The following is a 17011-nucleotide window of genomic DNA, read 5'->3' as shown; positions in this document are numbered from 1 at the left end:
GGCGCCGACGGCGCTGGCCGCGCCGCCGTTCCCGCCCGCGTCGTCAGTCCACCGGGGTGATCACGCGGCCGGTGTCGAAATACGCCGCCAGGTTTTCCAGCATCAGGTCTTCCATCGCCTGGCGCGTCTCCAGCGTGGCGCTGCCGATGTGCGGCAGCAGCACCGCCTGGTCGCTCTTGATCAGCGCCTCGGGCACCTTGGGTTCATGCTCGAACACGTCGAGCGCGGCGAAGCCGAGCTTGCCGGCCTCAAGCGCGGCCACCAGCGCGGCCTCGTCGATGACCGGACCGCGCGCGATGTTGACGATGATGCCGCGCGGGCCAAGCGCTTCCAGCACCTCGCGGTTGACCAGGTGGCGCGTGGCGGGACCGCCCACGGTGGCCACGACCAGGAAATCGGCCCAGGCCGCCAGGTCGGTCAGCGAGGCCTCGTAGCCGTAGTCGACGTCGTCGCGCTTCCTGCGATTGTGATAGCGCACCTGCATGTCGAAGCCGAGGCCGCGGCGGGCGATGGCTTCGCCGATGCGGCCCAGGCCGACGATGCCGAGCTTCTTGCCGCTGACGCGCTGGCCCAGTGGAATGCTGCCGTGCACCTGGCCCCACTGGCCGGCGCGCACGAAGCGTTCGCCCTGGCCCATGCGGCGGGCGCCGGCGATCATCAGGCCCCAGGCCAGGTCCGCCACGCAGTCGGTCAGCACGTCGGGCGTGTTGCTGACCTGCACGCCACGCGCATGCGCCGCCTGCACGTCGATGGTCTCGTAGCCCACGCCCCAGCTGCAGATGGCCTTCAGGTCGGGCAGGGCGTTGATGAGCTCGGCATTGGCGCCGAAGTTGGCCGAGGTGACGACGGCGGTGACGCCCTTGCCCAGTTCGGCCAGGGCGGCCTTGCGGTCGGGCTGCTTCCAGAGCTCGATGACGTCGTAGCGCTCCGCGAGGCGCTGGTTGGCGGAGGGCGAGCCGGCCAGCGAGCCGACCTGGATGATGCGATGCTTGGTGGTCATGTTGTCGTACAGGTGGGTGGCGAAACCTTCATGCTACTTGATCCGGCCTTGAATCCGGCTGAGAGGGGGCGGGCGGCGCGGCAGGCCGCCGGCCGCGCCGCCCGGCGGCCTTATTCCAGCTGGATGTTGGCCTTCTGGATCACGTCCTTCCAGCGCTTGACCTCGGCCTGCTGGAACGCGCTGAACTGCTGCGGCGTGTTGGCCACCACTTCGAAGCCCAGCCCCTGCAGCGTCTTTTCGGTCTGCGGGTCGCGCAGGGCGGCCTGCAGGGCCTTGGTCAGCTGTTGCACCACGTCCGGCGGGGTGCCCTTGGGCACCGCGAAGCCCTGCCACGAATACACCACCATGTCCTTGATGCCGGCCTCGGCCAGCGTCGGCACGTCCGGCAGATCGGCCGCGCGCGCATCGCCGGTGATGGCCAGCGCCTTGAGCTTGCCGGCCTTGATGTGGGTCTGCACCGCGCCCAGGTTCTGGAACGACACGTTGACCTGGCCGCCGATCAGGTCGGCGATGGCGGCGCCGCCGCCGCGGTACGGCACGTCCACGCCCGAGGTCTGCGTGCGCTGGCGGAACATCACCGCCGACAGGTGGTCGGACGAACCCGTGCCGGACGAAGCGTACGACACTTTGCCCGGATTCTTGTTCGCATAGTCCACCAGCTCGGCCACCGTGCTGGCCGGGAACGACGGCGAGGCCACCAGCACGTTGGGGTTGCGCACGGCCTGCGTCAGGTATTCGAAGTCCTTGCTGGGGTTGTACGAAAGATTCTTGTACAGCGCCTCGTTGATGGCGAAGGTGCCGATCGAGCCGACCATCATGGTGTAGCCATCGGGCGTGGAGCGGGCCAGCGCCTGCGCGCCGATGGCGCTGTTGGCGCCCGGCTTGTTCTCGACCACGAAGGTCTGGCCGAGCGCCTTCGTCAGCCCGGGCGTGACGCTGCGCGCGGTGATGTCGGACGAGCCGCCCGGCACGAACGGCACGATCATCGTGACGGGCTTGGTGGGATAGCCGGCGGCGTGGACCGCCGGCCCGGCAAGCAGGGCGGCGGCGGACAGCGCGACCGCGCATATCGATCTGTTCATGGTGTCTCCTGGTTCGCGTGATGATGAAGAACCCGGCGCCCACGCGTGGCGGCCGGGTCCGGACCGGCGCCGGTCAGTCGACCTTGGCGCCCGATTGCTTCACGACCGCGGCCCACTTGACGGTTTCCCGCGCCATGAACTGGGTGAACTGTGCCGGCGTGTTGCCCGACGGCGTGGCGCCCTGGGCCTGCAGCTGGGCGCGTACCGGCGCCTGCTGCAGCGCCGCGGCGACATCGCGCTGGATCTTGTCGACGATCTCGCGCGGCGTGCCGGCGGGGGCCAGCAGGCCGAACCAGCTGGAGGCCTCGTAGCCCGTCACGCCCGCCTCGGCCAACGTCGGCACGTCCGGCAGCGCCGGCGAGCGCGTGGCGGTGGTGACCGCCAGCGGCCGCAACTTGCCGCCCTTGATGAAGCCCATCGACGAGGGCAGGTTGTCGAAGATCAGGTCGGCCGAGCCCGCCATCACGTCGGTCAGCGCCGGGCTGCTGCCCTTGTAGGGCACGTGCGTCATGCGGGTGCCGGTCATGGCCTGGAACAGCTCGCCGGACAGGTGGGTCGAGGTGCCGTTGCCGGTCGAGGCCATGTTGACGCTGCCGGGATTGGCCTTCAGGTACTTGATCAGGTCCGCCACGTTGCGGATGCCGTGCTTGTCGGCGAAACCGGGATTCAGTTCGAGCACGTTGGGCACCGGGATCACCAGCGTGACCGGCGTGAAGTCCTTGACCGGATCGTAGGGCAGCTTGGCGTAGACGGACTGGTTGATGGCATGGGTGCTGACGGTGCCCATCAGCAGGGTGTAGCCATCGGGCGTGGCGCGGGCGGCTTCGGCGGTGCCGACGTTGCCGCCCGCGCCCGCCTTGTTGTCCACCACCACCGCCTTGCCCCAGGCCTTGCCCAGTTCGGCGGCCACCACGCGCGCGGCAATGTCGGCCGTGCCGCCGGCCGGGAAGGGCACGACGATCCTGACGTCGCGCGCCGGGTAATCGGTGCTGGCGCCGGCCGCGCACGGCAGCAGGGCTGCGGCGGCCAGGCAGGCGGCAAGGGCCAGGCGGCCGCGCAAAGGGGCTGCAAGCATGGAAATCGTCTCCTCGTGTGCGCGTGGCCGCGCATCGTTTGTGGGGTGTTCCTGCCGGGCCGGAGCCCGCTTGAATGCTGCCGGCGTCTGTCGCGCCCTGCCGTCGTGATGCCGATGACTTGTAAAACGAATATAGGTATTGAGGGTCTACTTGTCAACCAAGTATACTTTTTGGAAGCCACTCATCTAACAACTGGATTCCGCCGCGGAATCCACCAGGAGACCCGCCATGAAAACCTCCCCGGTCACCGTCCAGGACCTGCAGCGTTCCGTCATCGCGGTGCCGCCGCTGGCGCGCCACGCGGACCTGTCCCTGAACGAAGCCGCCAACCAGGCCCTGCTGTGGCACCTGGAGGCGGGCGGGGTGCGCAACGTGATGTACGGCGGCAATGCCAACTTCTACAACGTCGGCGTGGGCGAGTACGCGCGCATCGTCGACCTGCTGGCGTCGCTGGCCGGGCCGGACACCTGGATCCTGCCGTCGGTCGGTCCGGATTTCGGCAAGATGATGGATCAGGCGGCAATCCTGCGCAGCCGCGCCTTTCCGACGGCCATGCTGCTGCCCATGTCGTTTCCCTACACCGATGCCGGCCTGGCCGATGGCGTGCGCCGCTTCACCGATGCGCTGGGCAAGCCCGCCGTGGTCTACATCAAGTCGGCCGATTACCTGGCGCCGGCAACGGCGGCGCGCCTGGTCGAGGAAGGCCGCATCGTCGCGTTCAAGTACGCCGTGGTGCGCGAGAATCCGGCGCGCGACGCCTACCTGTCGGCGTTGCTGCAAAGCGTGGACAGCAACCGCGTGGTCAGCGGCATTGGCGAACGCCCGGCCATCGTCCACTACCGCGACTTCGGGCTGAAGAGCTTCACCTCGGGCTCGGTCTGCGTTGCGCCGCGTGGTTCGATGCGCCTGCTTCAGCTGCTCAAGGAAGGCCGCTATGACGAAGCCGAAACGGTGCGCGCCAGCTACCTGGGCCTGGAGGATTGCCGCGATTCGATCAGCCCGATCCGCGTGCTGCACGACGCCGTGACCCTGTCCGGCGTGGCCGACATGGGGCCGATGCTGCCGCTGCTGACCGGCATCTCCAGCGCCGAGCGCGAACGGGTGGCGCCGGTGGCGCGCGCGCTGGCCGCCTGGGACCGCGACGCCGTGGCGGCCTGATGGCCGCGCGCGCGGCATTGACGGTACGATGAGCGCTGCCGATACGCCCCAGGAGATTTCGTGGCCCGACCCAAAGCATCGCCCCCATCCGCGCCGCCCGCGTCCGCCGAGCCGGACGCCATGGGCGCGCTGGTGCTGGAACGCGGCCACCGCGTGCGGCTGGCCGACCAGTTGTACGGGCAGATCTTCGAGCAGATCGTCGCCGGCAATCTCAACGTCGGCGACAAGCTGCCTTCCGAGAACGAGATCTCCGAACGCTTCGGCGTATCGCGGCCGGTGGTGCGCGAAGCCTTGCTGCGCCTGCGCGCGGATGGCCTCATCACCGCCCACCAGGGCCTGGGCACCTTCGTCAGTCACCAGCCGGCGCCGCGCCTGACCGCCTTCAGCGACGTCGGCAACGTCGGCGCCTACCTGCGCGCGCAGGAACTGCGCGTGGCGCTCGAAGGCGATGCCGCGCGGCTGGCGGCGCTGCGCCGCACCGACGAGCAATTGCAAAAGATCGAAGCCGCGCACGCCGCCTTCGCCGACAGCCTGGCGCGCGGCCAGATGTCGGCCGAGGCCGACCTGGCGTTCCACGCCAGCATCACCGAGGCCACTGGCAACGACTTCTATCTCGGGGTGCTGGAAAGCATCCACGAGTCCATCAACGGCTTCATGCGCCTGACGCTCAACCTGACCCGCACCGGGTCGCGCCAGCGCGCCCAGCGCGTCCTCGACGAGCACGCCACCATCCTGGACGCGATCCGCGCCCAGGACGGCGAGCGCGCCCGGGTCGCCATGCAATTCCACCTGGGCCAGGCCCGCCACCGGCTGGTCGACCGCGAACGCGATTGACCGGCCGCTCGCGCCGTCCGGGAGCTTCACACTGACAACAGCAGGAGACATCGCGTGCAAGGCAATGGTTCGGCAGGAACAGCGGCATCGGCGGGGCAGGTGCGTGAACAGATTCTGATCGTGTTGCAGGCCTGGGGCATGGCGCCCGACCTGGCCGCCATCACCGCCGGCCTGATGGCCGAGACGGATCTGCTGGGCATCGATTCGCACGGCATCTCGATGCTGCCTTCATACGAGGAAAAGCTGCGCGCGGGCACGCTCAGGCTCGACGCGCGGCCGCGCCTGGTGCGCGACGGCGGCGCCAGCGCATTGCTGGACGGCATGGGCGGCCTGGGCTACCCGGTGTCGGCGCAGGCCATGAACCTGGCCGTCGACAAGGCGCTGGAACACGGCGTGGGCGCGGTGTCGGTGTGCAATTCCCACCACTTCGGCGCGGCCGGCGTCTATGCGCGCATCGCGGTCGAACGCGGCGTGGTCGGGCTGGTCACCAGCAGCGCCAACGGCGTCATCATGGTGCCCACGCGCGGCGCCATGCCGATGCTGGGCACCAATCCCATCGCTTTCGGCGCGCCGGCCGCGCACAACGAGCCGTTCGTGCTCGACATGGCCACCACCACCGTGGCGGCCAACAAGGTCAAGGTGTACGACTTCCTCGGCAAGCCGCTGCCGCCGGGCTGGGCGGTGGACGGGCGGGGCGAGCCGGTCATCGCGGCCGATACCGCCATGCAGTTCATCTTCAAGCATCCCGAAGGCGGGCTGACGCCGCTGGGCGGCACGCCGGCCATGAGCAGCCACAAGGGCTACGGCCTGGCGATGATGGTGCAGATCCTGGGCGGCACGCTCAGCGGCAGCGCGCTGGCGGCGCGCCGCAACGTCACCCGGCGGCCGGGCGAGCCGGACGACGTCGGCCATTTCTTCCTGGCGCTCAATCCCGACGCGTTCCGCGCCAGCGGCTCATTTGAATCGGACATGGACGACCTGATCGACACGCTGCACGACACCCCGCCGGCGCGGCCCGACGAGCCGGTGCTGGTGGCCGGCGAGCCCGAGGCCGCCGAGCGCGCGCGCCGCCGGATCGACGGCATCCCGATCCCGCCCGCGCTGGCCGTGCGCCTGCGCGAGATCTGCCAGCGCGCTTCGGTGCCTTATCTGCTGGACTGAATGCGCCGTCCGGTCGCATGACGTTTTCCCCGCCGCGCGGCAACGACCGCGCGGTGATCCACCGACCCGGCCCACCGGGCGGCAAGCATTAGAAAAACACGACAAGGAGACAACCATGCAACACAAGACATCGCCGGCGCGCCGCCGGCTGGGACTGGCCGCCATCGCATTGGGCGCGGCCGCCGCGCTGGCGCCGGGCCTGCTGCTGGCGCAGGACTGGCCGACGCGGACGGTCAAGCTGATCGTGCCGTTCCCCGCAGGCGGCAGCACCGACGCGGTCGGGCGCCTGCTGGCCGCCGAACTGTCCAGGGAACTGGGCCAGAGCGTGGTGGTCGAGAACAAGGGCGGCGCCAACGGCAACATCGGTTCCGACGTGGTCGCCAAGGCCGAGCCCGACGGCTACACGCTGCTGCTGTCGGGGGTGGGCTCGAACGCCATCAGCTATTCGCTCTACCAGAGCATGCCGTACCGCGACAGCGACTTCGCCCATATCTCGCTGCTGGCCACCGGGCCCAACGTGCTGGTGGCCAACATGGATTTCCCGGCCACCAACTTCGCCGACTTCATCAAGCTGGTGCGCGCCAATCCCGGCAAGTACACCCACGCCAGCTCGGGCAACGGGTCGTCGGGCCACCTGGCCATGGAAATGCTCAAGCAGGTCGCCAAGCTCGACCTGGTGCACGTGCCCTACAAGGGCGGCGCCGCGGCCATCACCGACATGATCGGCGGGCGCGTGTCGGTGATGTTCCTGAACCAGGACTCGCTGCTGCCGCAGGTCAAGTCGGGCAAGCTGCGCGCGCTGGCGGTGGCCAGCGCCCAGCGCAACCCGGCCTATCCGGACACGCCCACGGTGGCGGAATCGGGCTATCCGGGCTTTGCCGCCGAATCGTGGTTCGGTCTGTCCGCGCCCGCCAAGACGCCGCCGGCCATCATCCAGCGCCTGAACCAGGCCACCGTCAAGGCCCTGGCTTCACCGGATATCCGGCAGAAGCTGGAAAGCGTAGGCTTCGTGGTGGTGGGCGACGACCCCAAGGCGTTCTCGGCCTTCGTCCAATCCGAAATCACCAAGTGGGGCGCGGCGGCCAAGGCCTCCGGCGCCCGCATGGACTGAGGAATCGGTATCAACACACCCCGCGCGCCGGGCGGCGCCCGGGGTTCATTCGATGGGAAACACGCAGCGATGACTTCACCCTTGCCCAACCGCTTTCGCCAACGCATCCTGGCGCGCGAACGCCTGATCGGTTTCTGGATGTGCATGTCCAGCCACGTCACCGCTGAACTGGCGGGCCTGGCCGACTTCGACTGGCTGCTGCTGGACGGCGAGCATTCACCCAATACCGTGCCGATGTTCCTGCAGCAGTTGCAGGCCCTGCAGGGCAGCGCCAGCGCCGCCATCGGCCGACCCACCTGGAACGACCCGGTCGAAATCAAGCGCCTGCTGGACATCGGCTTCTACAACCTGCTGATCCCCTTCATCGAATCCGAGGACGACGCGCGCCGCGCGGTGGCCGCGACCCGCTATCCGCCGCAGGGCATCCGCGGCGTGGCCGGCATGCAGCGCAGCAACCGCTACGGCACCGTGCCGGATTACCTCAAGACCATCAACGACAACATCTGCGTGCTGCTGCAGATCGAGAGCCGTCCGGGCATCGAGGCGGTCGACGAAATCGCCGCGGTCGAGGGCGTGGATGGGGTCTTCATCGGCCCATCCGACCTGGCCGCGGCCCTGGGCCACCTGGGCAATCCGGGCCATCCGGAAGTGCAGGAAGCCATCCGCCACCTGTACCAGCGCGTCACCGCGCAGGGCAAGGCGGTGGGCATCCTGGCGCCGGTGCAGGCCGATGCGCGCCGCTACCTGGACATGGGCATGCACTTCGTCGCGGTCGGCACCGATCTGGGCGTGTTCAAGCAGGCCACCTTCGCCTTGCGCGAGGCCTTTCCCACCTGATCCTGCCTGATCGCGCGGCCGTCGCGTTCGCCACGGCCGCGCCTTGCCTTATTGTTCCAGCGCCAGCAGGTCGGCGACCGTCTGGCGGCGGCGGATCAGGCGCGCCTCGTTGCGGTCCAGCAGCACTTCGGCCGCCAGCGGCCGGGTGTTGTAGTTCGAGGACATCGACGCGCCGTAGGCGCCGGCGTTGTGGAACACCAGGAAATCACCGATGCGCGGCCGCGGCAGCGACTGGTCCGACACCACGCCGCCGGCATCTTGCGTGAACACGTCGCCCGATTCGCACAGCGGGCCGGCCACGGCGATGCGGGTCTCGGCCGTGGGCGGCGTGGCGCCGTCCGGCGCGTGCACCGAGATGCGGTGGTAGCTGCCGTACATGGCCGGGCGCATCAGGTCGTTGAAGCCGGCGTCCACCAGCGCGAAATTGCGCTCGGGGCGGCGGTTGATCGCGTGCACTTCGGCCACCAGCGCGCCGGCCTCGGCCACCAGGAAGCGGCCCGGTTCGATCTCCAGGCGCACCGCGTGGCCCAGGCGCTGTTCGATGCGCTTGCGGGCCGCGTCCCATTGCTCGAAGTAGTGGTCGCAGTCGATGCGCGGCTCGCCTTCGCGATACGGAATCGACAGGCCGCCGCCGGCCGAGATGGCCTCGATGTCGTGGTCCAGCGAAGCGACCACGTCGACCATCGCGTCGCACACGCTGGACAGGTGGCCGTAGTCCACGCCCGAGCCGATGTGCATGTGGATGCCGACCAGCTTCAGGCCGTAGCGGCGCACGATGCCGATGGCGGCGGCGACGTCGTCGATCCAGATGCCGTGCTTGCTCTGCGGGCCGCCGGTGTTGGTCTTGTTGCTGTGGCCGTGGCCGAAGCCCGGGTTGATGCGCAGCCACACGCGGTGCCCCGGCGCGTGCTGGCCGACGCGTTCGAGCATGTCGAGCGAGCCGGCATTGACCGTGATGCCGTGCTTGACGACGGTGGCCAGGGTGGCGTGGTCGATCAGGTCGGCCGTGAACACCACGCCGGCCGGCTCGCCCGCGGGCTCGAAGCCGGCGGCCAGGCTGCGCTCGATCTCGCCCAGCGACACCGCGTCCACCATCACGCCCTCGGCGCGCATCAGGCGCAGGATGTGCAGGTTGGAGCAGGCCTTCTGCGCGTAGCGGATGACGTCGAAGCGGCGCAGCTGGGCGATGCGTTCGCGGATGACGGCGGCATCGTAGACCCACAGCGGGGTGCCGTGCTCGGCGGCGAGTTGAGTGAGCTGGCGCGGATCGAAAGCCATCGCGGGTGAACCTTGTAGCGGGGGGAAAGGGAAATCAGGCCGGCATCATGCCCCAGTCAGGTCATCCAGTAAAATGCTTATATTTTCCACATCGATTCATTCCTGATATGGATAGGGCATGCTGACCCATCGCCACATCGAAGTGTTCCGCGCCCTGATGATCGCCGGCAGCGTCACCAAGGCCGCCGACCTGTTGTTCACCTCGCAACCCACCGTGAGCCGCGAGCTGGCGCGCATGGAACAGGCCATCGGCTTCGCGCTGTTCGAGCGCGTGCGCGGCCGCCTGCGGCCCACCATGCCGGCGCTGGCGCTGTATGACGAGGTCCGGCAGTCCTATGCCGGGCTGGAGCGGGTCGCATCGACCGCCGCGCGCCTGCGGGCATTCCAGGATGGCCAACTGGCCGTGATCGCGCTGCCGGCGTTTTCCCATTCGCTGCTGCCGGGCGCGTTCCGTCGCTTCAGCCAGGCCCATCCGGGCGTGAGCCTGGCGCTGGAGGCGCAGGAATCGCCGTTCCTGGAGGAGTGGCTCACGGCGCAGCGCTACGACCTGGGATTGACCGAACACGACCTGGAGCCGGCCGGCACGCGCCTGGAGCTTCTGGTGGAGGTCGACGAGGTCGCGGTGCTGCCCGACAGCCATCCGCTGCTGGCGCGGCAGGCGCTAGACCTGGCCGATTTCGCTGGCGAGCCCTTCGTCAGCCTGTCGGCCAGCGACCCTTACCGGATCCAGATCGACGAAGCCTTCGCGGCCCAGGGCGTCCTGCGGCGCGCCATCATCGAGACGCCGACGGCGGTCTCGGTGTGCGCGTTCGTGCGCCAGGGGCTGGGCCTGGCCATCGTCAATCCGCTCACCGCGCTCGATTTCGCCGGGCGTGGCCTGCATATCCGGCCGCTGCGGCGGTCGTTTCCGTTCCGGGTCAACCTGGTGTTTCCGGAGCATCGTCCCAGGAACCCGCTGGTTGATCCCTTCACCGCCATGCTGCGGGACGAAGCCGCGCAGATGCGCGCCCGGCTGGCGGCCCGGCCGCAGTGAGGGGCTGCTCAAAAACGGGTGGCTCAAAAACGGGCTGCTCAAAAACGGGCGGCCCAAAATCAAGAACGGGCAAAAGCGCCAGGCAACAAAAAAGGATGCCCGTGGGCATCCTTCTTCATTTGCCGTATTCATGACGCCCCGCATGGCGGGGCGGCAGAATGGCTTAGGCCAGCGCCTTGATGGCGGCGGCCAGGCGGCTCTTGTGGCGAGCGGCCTTGTTCTTGTGGATGATGTTCTTGTCGGCCACGCGATCGATCACGCTGCTGGCCTTTTGGAACACTTCGCCAGCCGCAGCCTTGTCGCCAGCGGCGATGGATTGGCGAACGCGCTTGATGGCGGTGCGCAGCATCGAGCGCAGGCTGGAATTGTGCTTGTTGCGCTCAACGGATTGGCGAGCGCGCTTGCGGGCTTGGGCGGTATTGGCCATGTTGCTATGTAAGTTGAATTCGGCAAAGTCGAACATTTTAGCAAGTCCCCGAGGGATTGCAAGCTTTAAATGCCGTGTCTGCCGATGGAGCGCCCGTCAACCGGGCGGGGGGCGCTGCGAGGAAAACCCCTCGGGCTGCAGAACCCGGGTGATATACCCGGGCTGAGACCTGATGGGCGTCGATGGGATCGATCCATGGAACTGCCCATGGAATATCCGTGGAAAACCTCCGCGGGAAAAATCCCTGGAATGGAACCATCGGATAAATCCCGGGCATCGACGCCTGACGGCGGTCCTGCCGCGCCTACTGGATAAAAATACGGTACTGAGTATACAACGAAGCGGCTTTTCGTTACAGCGCGGTGTCGGTGGCCGTGGTCAGGCCGCGACGTTGATCGAGACGAACCAGGGCGTATAGCGCCGCACGTGGATGGGCATCTGGTCCTGCAGCGCATCCAGCGCCGCGTCGGTGTCGTCCAGCGGGAAGTGGCCGGATACCGGCAGGCCGCCGGCGGCCATGGAGACGCGCAGCGTGCCGCTGCGGTAGGGGCGCAGGGCGGCGATGACTTCGGCCAGAGGGCGGCCGCGGGCGTCGACCCAGCCGGCTTCCCAGGCGGCTTCGGCCACCAGTTCGGCGCGTGGCGTGTCGATGCGCGAGACGTCGAAGCGCGCGCCGGTGCCGGCGCGGACGATGCCGTGGGCGCCGGCCATGGTTTCCACCACGACTTCGTGTTCATGCACCACCACCACCGTGCGCTGGGCCTGCTGGCGCACCATGTAGCGGGTGCCCAGGGCGCGCACGGTGCCCTCGGCGGTCTGCACCAGGAAGGGACGGCGCGCATCGGGCGCCACCGACACGGTGACGGCGCCATCCAGCAGGCGCACCTGGCGGTAGGCCGGGGTGAAATCGAGGTTGACGCGGCTGCGCGCGTCCAGCAGCAGCTGGCTGCCGTCGGACAGGATGTAGCGCCGGCGCTCGCCGGTGGCCGTGGCGGCATCGGCCGCGACATTGCTCAGGGGGTAGAAGGCATTGCCCACGTAGGCGGCGCAGGCGCCCGCGCTGGCGAGCGCCAGCGAGCCGGCCAGGAAGCGTCGGCGCGGCGGCACGCCGACGGCTGCGGGGGCCGGCGCAGGGGGAATCAACGGTGGCGGGGGCGCCGTGGCATAGCCGGCCGGATAGGCGTCGCCCAGTCGGCCGAAATTCGATCCCGTCAGAGTGCCGGTCAATTGCTGCCAGGCATTCTCATGAAGAGGATCTGCTGCTCGCCACGCCAGGAAATCGTTGTAGTCCTGCGCTGTCGCTTTACCGGAGCGCAGCAGCAGCAACCAATTGATTACTTGGTCCGCCATGGGGTGTCCTTGGGCGTACTTCACTTCATCACGCCGCCTGCGAAAGCGTCAGGCGGGAATCCTTTCGATGGCAATTTGTAAATAATAAAGGTTTTTTACCAAAGATTACCGCCTCCTTGTCAATTCTTGACGGATCAAATGCAAAAAAAGCCGGCGGGTAGCCGGCTTTTTGCGGAGGTTGTGGCGAGAATGCCCGAAATCAGCCCGCCGCCCGGCGTCCGAAATCTCGGGGACGGAACCCAAACAGTAACAACATGCCGAAGTAGACCGCGCCGCTGGCCGCCAGCACGCCGCCCAGCCAGAGCGCGCGGTATCCGGTATGGGCCTGCAGGCCGATCCAGTCAATACGGCCGTCGGCGTAGACCAGCAGGGCCGCCAGCGCCGCCAGGGCCGGAATCAGCCGCAGGGCGAAACGGCCCCAGCCCGTGCCGGGCTGGTAGACGCCACGGCGCCGCAGCCCGATCAGCAGCGCCAGCGCGTTCAGGCAGGCGCCCAGGCCGATGGCGAGCGCCAGGCCGGCGTGGGCCAGCAGCGGCACCAGCGCCAGGTTCATCAACTGGGTCAGGACCAGCACGCCGATGGCGATCTTCACGGGCGTGCGGATGTCCTGCTTGGCGTAGAAGCCGGGCGCCAGGATCTTCACCGCCAGCAGCCCGATCAGGCCGGCCGAATAGGAAATCACGGCCAGCCGGGTCTGCAGCACGTCCTGCGCCGAAAACGCGCCGTAGTGGAACAGCGTGGCCACCAGGCCGTCCGACAGCAGCGCCATGCCCACCGCCGCCGGCAGGCCCAGCAGCAGCACCAGCCGCAGGCCCCAATCCAGCAGGGCGCTGTAGCCGCCATGGTCGTCGCGGGCATGGGCCGCCGACAGGCTGGGCAGCAGCACGGTGCCCAGCGCCACGCCCAGCAGCGCGGTCGGGAATTCCATCAGGCGGTCGGCGAACGACAGCCAGGTGACGCTGCCGGGCGTGAGCCAGGTGGCGATGTTGGTATTGATCAGCAGCGAGATCTGCGCCACCGATACGCCGAGCGTGGCCGGCGCCATCTGCTTGAGGATGCGCTGCACCGTCGGGTCGGCCCAGGCCTGGCGAAAGCGCAGCGAGAAGCGCGGCGTCAGGCCCAGCCGCGCCAGCGCCACCCACTGCACGGCCAGTTGCGCCACGCCGCCTATCATCACCCCGATCGCCAGGGCGTAGACCGGCACGTCCATGCGCGGCGCAAGCCAGAGGCAGGCGCCGATCATGGACAGGTTCAGCAGGACGGGCGTGAACGCCGGCACCGCGAAGCGCCGCCAGGTGTTTAGCACGCCCGAGGCGAACGCGATCAGCGACATGCAGAAGATGTAGGGGAACATCACCCGCGTCATCCAGACGGCGGCGCCGAATTCGGTATCGCGGGCCGCGCCGCGCAGGCCGCTGGCCATGGCCGACACCACCCACGGCGCGGCCACGATGCCGATCAGCGTGATCGCCATCAGGGCCGCGGTCAGCAGCAGGGCCACGCGGTCGAGCAGGGCGCGGACCTCGGTTTCGGAACGGTTGTTGCGGGCATGCCCCAGGATCGGCACGAAGGCCTGGGCGAAGGCGCCCTCGGCGAACAGCCGGCGCAACAGGTTGGGAATGCGGAAGGCGACCCAGAAGGCGTCGGTGATGGGGCCGGCGCCGAAGGCGCGCGCCACCAGGATGTCGCGGACCAGCCCGGAAATACGGGACAGCAGGGTGAAGCTGCTGACGGTGGCCGCGGAACGGAACAGGCTCATGGAGTGACTGGATGGAGGCGGGCGGCCGTCAATAGGAAGTTGCCTTCCTCGAAGGGAAGAACCGTTGCATGCCTGGGCGCTTCAAAGGATGGCTTTTCCCCGCCGGGCCGCCCCAAGGGGAAAAAGCCCCCTCGGGGGGCAGAGAGCCCCCGCAGGGGGCGAAGCGTGGGGGCATTTTTACTTCGGGGGCATCCGGATGGCGCCATCCAGGCGGATGGTCTCGCCATTCAGCATGTCATTGGTGATGATGGCGTGCACCAGCTTGGCGTAGTCCTCCGGACGGCCCAGGCGGGCGGGGAAGGGGATGCTGGCGGCCAGCGAATCCTGCACTTCCTGCGGCATGCCGAAGATCATCGGGGTGCCGAAGATGCCGGGGGCGATGGTCATGCAGCGGATGCCGGTCTTGGCCAGGTCGCGGGCGATCGGCAGCGTCATGCCAGCCACGCCCGCCTTCGATGCGGCGTAGGCCGCCTGGCCGATCTGGCCGTCGAACGCGGCGACCGACGCGGTGTTGATCATCACGCCGCGTTCGCCGGTGGGCTCGGGCGTGTTGCCGCTCATGGCCTCGGCGGCCAGGCGCATCATGTTGAAGCTGCCGATCAGGTTGATCGAAACGACCTTCTGGAACAGATCCAGCGGATGCGCGCCGTTCTTGCCGACGATCTTGGCGGCGGGGGCCACGCCGGCGCAGTTGACCAGACCGAACAGGGTGCCGAGTTCCTTGGCGGCGGCAACGGCGCGCTGGCCGTCGGCCTCTTGCGTCACGTCGCAGTGCACGTAGCGCTGGCCGAGTTCCTTGGCCAGTTCCTCGCCGGGACCATCCTGCAGGTCGGCGATGACCACCTTGGCGCCGTTGGCCACCAGCATGCGCACGGTGCCGGCGCCCAGGCCGGATGCGCCGCCGGTAACGATGAATACCTTGTTCGCGATTTCCATGTCTCTACCACCAGATCAATTCAAGGGATGAAAACGGCGCGCCGGGCGCCGGATGCGACAAGGCCTTCGGGCCGGGGCCGGAACGCGTTGCGTCCGGCCGGCGCCGAAGGCCTGGGCCTGCGAAGCGCCGATCAGCTCTTGACGGCTTCGAACAGGCGCGACTTGATTTCCTCGACCGCGCCGACGCCGGAGATCTTGCGATATTTCGGCGCGTCGGCGGGGCTCTGCTGCGCCCACGACGAGTAGTAGTCGACCAGCGGACGGGTCTGCTGGCGATACACGTTCAGGCGGTTGCGCACCGTTTCCTCGCGATCGTCGTCGCGCTGGATCAGGTCTTCGCCAGTGATGTCGTCCTTGCCTTCGACCTTGGGCGGGTTGAAGCGCACGTGGTAGCTGCGGCCGCTGGGCTGGTGCACGCGGCGCCCGCTCATGCGTTCGATGATGTCTTCTTCGGGGACTTCGATCTCGACCACGTAGTCCAGCTTGACGCCGGCGCTCTTGAGCGCGTCGGCCTGCGGGATGGTGCGGGGGAAGCCGTCGAACAGGTAGCCGTTGGCGCAGTCGGGCTGCTTCAGGCGATCCTGGACCAGGCCGATGATGATCTCATCCGAGACCAGGCCGCCGGCGTCCATGACCTTCTTGGCTTCGATGCCCAGGGGCGTGCCGGCCTTGACCGCCGCGCGCAGCATGTCGCCGGTGGAGATCTGCGGAATGCCGAAATGCTGGGTGAGAAACGCGGCCTGAGTGCCTTTGCCGGCGCCGGGAGGTCCGAGCAAGATGAGACGCATGAGTGCTCCTGAATGGGGTTTATTTTTTGTGATCCGAGCGATTATGCCGCAATGCAACAGCCTCTGCGGGGCCGCGCCATGCGAAATAACCCTTATATACGATTGCTGTAGATCAAGCGAACGCGTTCCAGGTCGGCCGGGGTATCTACGCCAGCGGCCGGAGGATGCGACGCCTGGTGGACGACGATGACGTGGCCGTGCTCCATGGCACGCAACTGTTCCAGCGATTCGAACCGTTCCAGCGCGCCTTGCGGCAGGGTGGGGAAGCGGCGCAGGAATGACACGCGGTAGGCGTACAGGCCGATGTGGTGCCAGGCCGGCAGCCCCTCGGCCAGCACGCGCTCGCCGCCGGCCAGCGCATCACGCGCCCACGGGATCGGCGCGCGCGAGAAATACAGCGCGCGGCCGTCGGTGGCGCAGACCAGCTTGACCACGTTGGGATTGAACAGCGCCTGGGCGTCCGCCAGCGGACAGGCGCAGGTGGCGATGTCCGCCTGCGGGCTGTCGGCCAGGCGCGCGGCCACGGCGTCGATGAGTTCGGGTTCGATCAGCGGCTCGTCGCCCTGCACGTTGACCACGATGGCGTCGTCGGGCAGGCCGAGTTGTTCGACCGCCTCGGCCAGCCGGTCGGTGCCGGTGAGATGGTCGCCGCGCGTCATCAGCGCCCGCACGCCATGGGCCTGGGCGGCCTGCTGCACGCGCGCGTCGTCGGTCGCGACATAGACCTGCGCGGCGCCGGACTGCGCGGCGCGTTCGGCGGTGCGCACCACCATCGGCTTGCCGGCGATGTCGGCCAGCGGCTTGTCGGGCAGGCGGGTCGAGGCGGCCCGCGCCGGAATCAGGGCGATGAAGCTCACGATAGGGACGGGTCAGGAAGAAGCGGGGGCGTCGTCCAGCGAGCGCGCCTCGGATTCAAGCATGACGGGAATGCCGTCGCGCAGCGGGAAGGCCAGGCGGTCGGCGCGGCAGACCAGTTCGGCCTGGGTCCGGTCGTGTTCGAGGCGGCCCTTGCACAGGGGGCAGACGAGGATGTCGAGAAGGCGGGATTCCATGAGCGCGATTCTAAAACAGTTTGGGCGCGGGCAGCCCGCGAGCAGCCGCCCGGCACGCCGGAAAGGGCGGACGCCGGGCCGCCGGATTACTTGTTCTGTTAATTATTGTCATATTTTGATGCGGCCGTA

General features: G+C 68.4%; 17 protein-coding genes. 6 read left to right on the top strand and 11 right to left on the bottom strand.

Going from position 1 to position 17011, the window contains the following annotated elements; genetic code table 11:
- Positions 1 to 43: 43 nt before the first annotated feature.
- From ACVN9Z_RS25700 to ACVN9Z_RS25690, 3 genes are all read right to left on the bottom strand, one after another.
- The gene (locus tag ACVN9Z_RS25700) at positions 44 to 1000 is read right to left on the bottom strand and encodes a 2-hydroxyacid dehydrogenase (RefSeq protein ID WP_047991214.1); all 957 of its coding nucleotides are present in this window, start codon (positions 998 to 1000) and stop codon (positions 44 to 46) included.
- Positions 1001 to 1110: 110 nt separating this feature from the next.
- Entirely contained in the window at positions 1111 to 2082 is a 972-nt protein-coding gene (locus ACVN9Z_RS25695) for a Bug family tripartite tricarboxylate transporter substrate binding protein (protein ID WP_006384016.1), read from the bottom strand.
- Between the two features lie 73 nt (positions 2083 to 2155).
- Positions 2156 to 3157, bottom strand: a complete 1002-nt coding sequence (locus ACVN9Z_RS25690; protein WP_006384015.1) for a tripartite tricarboxylate transporter substrate binding protein — start codon at positions 3155 to 3157, stop codon at positions 2156 to 2158.
- A 229-nt stretch (positions 3158 to 3386) separates the two neighbouring features.
- Between ACVN9Z_RS25690 and ACVN9Z_RS25685 the strand changes: the two genes are divergently transcribed.
- The 5 genes from ACVN9Z_RS25685 to garL all read left to right on the top strand — a co-directional run bounded on the left by ACVN9Z_RS25685 (position 3387) and on the right by garL (position 8259).
- Positions 3387 to 4316: a dihydrodipicolinate synthase family protein gene (locus tag ACVN9Z_RS25685; protein WP_458212794.1), complete on the top strand. Its 930-nt coding sequence runs from the start codon at positions 3387 to 3389 to the stop codon at positions 4314 to 4316.
- A 120-nt stretch (positions 4317 to 4436) separates the two neighbouring features.
- On the top strand, positions 4437 to 5150 hold the full coding sequence (locus tag ACVN9Z_RS25680) for a FadR/GntR family transcriptional regulator (RefSeq protein WP_006384013.1): 714 nt from the start codon (positions 4437 to 4439) through the stop codon (positions 5148 to 5150).
- A gap of 54 nt (positions 5151 to 5204) precedes the next feature.
- The gene (locus ACVN9Z_RS25675; RefSeq protein ID WP_458212793.1) at positions 5205 to 6311 is read left to right on the top strand and encodes an Ldh family oxidoreductase; all 1107 of its coding nucleotides are present in this window, start codon (positions 5205 to 5207) and stop codon (positions 6309 to 6311) included.
- A 115-nt stretch (positions 6312 to 6426) separates the two neighbouring features.
- A complete protein-coding gene (locus tag ACVN9Z_RS25670) occupies positions 6427 to 7422 on the top strand; it encodes a Bug family tripartite tricarboxylate transporter substrate binding protein (RefSeq protein ID WP_458212792.1) in 996 nt (331 codons plus the stop codon).
- A gap of 69 nt (positions 7423 to 7491) precedes the next feature.
- Entirely contained in the window at positions 7492 to 8259 is a 768-nt protein-coding gene (garL, locus tag ACVN9Z_RS25665) for a 2-dehydro-3-deoxyglucarate aldolase (protein WP_020928461.1), read from the top strand.
- A gap of 48 nt (positions 8260 to 8307) precedes the next feature.
- On the opposite strand, the gene lysA is transcribed toward garL, so the two are convergent.
- Positions 8308 to 9537 (bottom strand): diaminopimelate decarboxylase, encoded by a 1230-nt coding sequence (lysA, locus tag ACVN9Z_RS25660; RefSeq protein WP_458212791.1) that lies wholly within the window; start codon positions 9535 to 9537, stop codon positions 8308 to 8310.
- 118 nt (positions 9538 to 9655) lie between these two features.
- Here lysA and ACVN9Z_RS25655 point away from each other — a divergent pair, with 118 nt between their 5' ends.
- Positions 9656 to 10570 (top strand): LysR family transcriptional regulator, encoded by a 915-nt coding sequence (locus tag ACVN9Z_RS25655; protein WP_054482147.1) that lies wholly within the window; start codon positions 9656 to 9658, stop codon positions 10568 to 10570.
- Between the two features lie 163 nt (positions 10571 to 10733).
- Here the strand turns inward: ACVN9Z_RS25655 and rpsT are convergent, their stop codons facing one another.
- The 7 genes from rpsT to ACVN9Z_RS25620 form a co-directional block, all read right to left on the bottom strand.
- On the bottom strand, positions 10734 to 10997 hold the full coding sequence (rpsT, locus tag ACVN9Z_RS25650; protein WP_006396042.1) for a 30S ribosomal protein S20: 264 nt from the start codon (positions 10995 to 10997) through the stop codon (positions 10734 to 10736).
- A gap of 378 nt (positions 10998 to 11375) precedes the next feature.
- A complete protein-coding gene (locus ACVN9Z_RS25645) occupies positions 11376 to 12347 on the bottom strand; it encodes a FecR domain-containing protein (RefSeq protein ID WP_006384006.1) in 972 nt (323 codons plus the stop codon).
- A 199-nt stretch (positions 12348 to 12546) separates the two neighbouring features.
- Entirely contained in the window at positions 12547 to 14106 is a 1560-nt protein-coding gene (gene murJ / locus ACVN9Z_RS25640; protein ID WP_006384005.1) for a murein biosynthesis integral membrane protein MurJ, read from the bottom strand.
- A 177-nt stretch (positions 14107 to 14283) separates the two neighbouring features.
- Positions 14284 to 15042, bottom strand: coding sequence for a 3-hydroxyacyl-CoA dehydrogenase (locus tag ACVN9Z_RS25635; protein ID WP_006384004.1), 759 nt, complete (start codon positions 15040 to 15042; stop codon positions 14284 to 14286).
- A 131-nt stretch (positions 15043 to 15173) separates the two neighbouring features.
- Complete coding sequence (adk, locus tag ACVN9Z_RS25630; RefSeq protein WP_006384003.1) at positions 15174 to 15830, bottom strand: adenylate kinase; 657 nt, start codon at positions 15828 to 15830, stop codon at positions 15174 to 15176.
- 92 nt (positions 15831 to 15922) lie between these two features.
- Positions 15923 to 16687, bottom strand: a complete 765-nt coding sequence (gene kdsB / locus ACVN9Z_RS25625) for a 3-deoxy-manno-octulosonate cytidylyltransferase (RefSeq protein ID WP_006384002.1) — start codon at positions 16685 to 16687, stop codon at positions 15923 to 15925.
- A 12-nt stretch (positions 16688 to 16699) separates the two neighbouring features.
- Entirely contained in the window at positions 16700 to 16882 is a 183-nt protein-coding gene (locus tag ACVN9Z_RS25620; RefSeq protein ID WP_006384001.1) for a Trm112 family protein, read from the bottom strand.
- Between the last annotated feature and the right edge of the window lie 129 nt (positions 16883 to 17011).

This window comes from Achromobacter sp. KK8, assembly GCF_054188005.1.
The sequence above is the reverse complement of the archived record's forward strand: the minus strand, read 5'-3'. Positions and strand labels throughout refer to the sequence as shown.